Genomic DNA, 2287 nt, shown 5'->3' on the forward strand with positions numbered 1-2287 from the left:
GGCCCTGGACCACGGCCGTTTCAAGATCATGAGTAGCTGCGCGTGGTGGCGTTGTCACACCGGCGTGTCGCGTGTCGATTAGGGACGAAGCTCCGGTAGGACGAGGTCTTCTCACGGATCTTGTCTTGGCGGAGCTTCGTCGTGGTTCAGTGTGTCATTCCCGCTGTCGGCATGGTGGCAGCGGCGCCGGTTGATGATGTTTCGGTCGCGCACTCGTGTCGTGACCTGCTGGAACTGCTGGTCGGGGTTTCCGACGGTCGGTCGTCGCAGGGTCGGGATCACCCGGCCGCGGTGGTCCTCGCGCTAGCCGCGGCCGCGACGGTGGCAGGGATGACCGGGTACACGGCGATGGCGGGCTGGGTGGCCGACGTGCCGCAGGAGGTCTTGACCGGCCTGTATCAGCGGGCCGGAGCAGCGCCGGCGGGCCGGCCGTCCCGGTCGACGATCTGGCGGGTCTGCACCGACGCCGATCCGGATACTCTGGACACAGCGATCGGGGCGTGGACGGCAAGGCTACGCGGCGACGCCACCGCGGACAGCGTGGGCGAGACCGCCACAGCCGGTGACAGCCCACCATCGACGCAGATACGCCTTGACGGGAAGACCGTGCGCGGGGCCGTTGACGTCGACCAGCTGCACCTCCTCGCCGCCCTCGCCAGCGGGCCGCATCCTGACGCACCGGCGGTCGTGCTCGCTCAAGCCGAGGTCACCGGGGCCAAGACGAACGAGCCGGCCATCGCCCGCGACCTGCTCAATGAACTGGACCTGCACGGCGTGACCATCACCGCGGACGCGTTGCACACGGTCAAGGCGACCGCCGAACTCATCTACCAGCGGGGCGGGCAGTTCGTGTTCCCCGTCAAGGAGAACCGGCGGGCGTTGTTCGACGCCCTGGACACCCTGCCCTGGACCAGCACCCCGATCGCCCGCAGCAGCACCGACATCGGGCACGGGCGGATCACCCGTCGCACCATCCAGGTGCTGCCCGCCCCGGACGGCCTGCCGTTCCCTCACGTCAACCAGGTCTGGCTGATCGAACGCTACGTCACCGACACCCATGGCCAGCACATCTCCGCCGTCGCCCAACTCGGCGTGGCCAGCCACACGCCCGACCAGGCCAGCCCCGCCGACCTCGCCGCCTACAACCGAGGCCAGTGGGCCATCGAAGCCCTGCACTGGATCCGCGACACCTGCTACCGCGAAGACCACTCAAGAGTGCGTACCCGCTCCGGCCCCCGCATCCTGGCCTCGCTGCGCAACCTCGCCATCAACGCCCTACGCCTGGCCGGACGCCGCGACATCACCGAAGCCACGCGCTGGGCCAGCCGCAACATGACCAGGCCCTTCACGATTCTCGAACTCACATCATGATCTTGAAACGGCCGTGGGCCCTGGACAGACGCCCTGACCAGCGCATTCAACCGACTCGCCGTACTGCCACGACCAGCCGGCTGAACCAGCTACCCGACGTCTCGCCCAGCACAACGGAGGAACCCGGCCCCGCGCCGGGCCCACACCATGCCCACCGAAAAACACAACGCCGACAAAACACGCCCTATCGAGGAAGACCTATCAACTCGCATTCAAATGAAAGACCGAGGCTAAGAGGGCCAGGACGGCGACTACGCCCAGTCCTCCACCGCCTGCGGCTGCCGCCGCACCACTGCCCGAACCTGATTCCGACGACTCTTCGTCATCCCCTTGATCATCGGGGTTAGGGGGTGGACCGTAGTACTTCTTCGTCGTCCTGTAGTCATGATGGACGTAGTCGCGCGCGGGTTGGACCACGTCTCCATCGGTGGTGTGTCCGGTCTGATTGACCACCTGGTCACCTACCGTCCGAGCCCGGCCGACCCCGAACGATGTAGTCACGCGCTGCTTGGATGACGTCTCCGTTGGACGTGTAACCATTCTGATTCACGACTGGAACGCCACCGGCCGAGGCAGCCCTGCTGTCCACTACATACTGATCTTGCGATCGGAGACGGGCGCCGAGCCCCGAAGCGTCAGATACGTACCGATGGTTGCCACTGGCAGAGCGATAATGTTTGCCCACGCTGCGGCACCGTCGAGGCTTCCGCTGAAGATCATGATCAGTGAGGCAATGATGATCAGAACAAGGGCAGGGGCAGTCCAGAGTCGCTTGGGCATGACGTCCATGATGAGCGATGGATGCAACTCGCGGAAGCTTCGAGAGCGAGTGTCGTCGATCTGTCGCGTCAGAATGATGAGCTGGAGCCCCATTCGGCCCGTGCCCTCGACCTGGTCGCAGACAGAGTCATGGCAG

At 65.7% G+C, this 2287-nt stretch carries 2 protein-coding genes; one reads left to right on the forward strand and one right to left on the reverse strand.

All coding sequences use genetic code 11. From position 1 onward, the window contains the following. The first annotated feature begins 171 nt into the window (after nt 1–171). A complete protein-coding gene (locus KJS59_RS30385; protein WP_249715171.1) occupies nt 172–1371 on the forward strand; it encodes an ISAs1 family transposase in 1200 nt (399 codons plus the stop codon). A 588-nt stretch (nt 1372–1959) separates the two neighbouring features. On the opposite strand, the gene KJS59_RS30390 is transcribed toward KJS59_RS30385, so the two are convergent. Then, nucleotides 1960–2287: hypothetical protein (locus KJS59_RS30390; RefSeq protein WP_213457407.1), on the reverse strand; the 328-nt coding region annotated here is incomplete at its 5' end.

It is taken from the genome of Rhizomonospora bruguierae (genome assembly GCF_018397995.1).
Lineage (GTDB): Bacteria > Actinomycetota > Actinomycetes > Mycobacteriales > Micromonosporaceae > Rhizomonospora > Rhizomonospora bruguierae.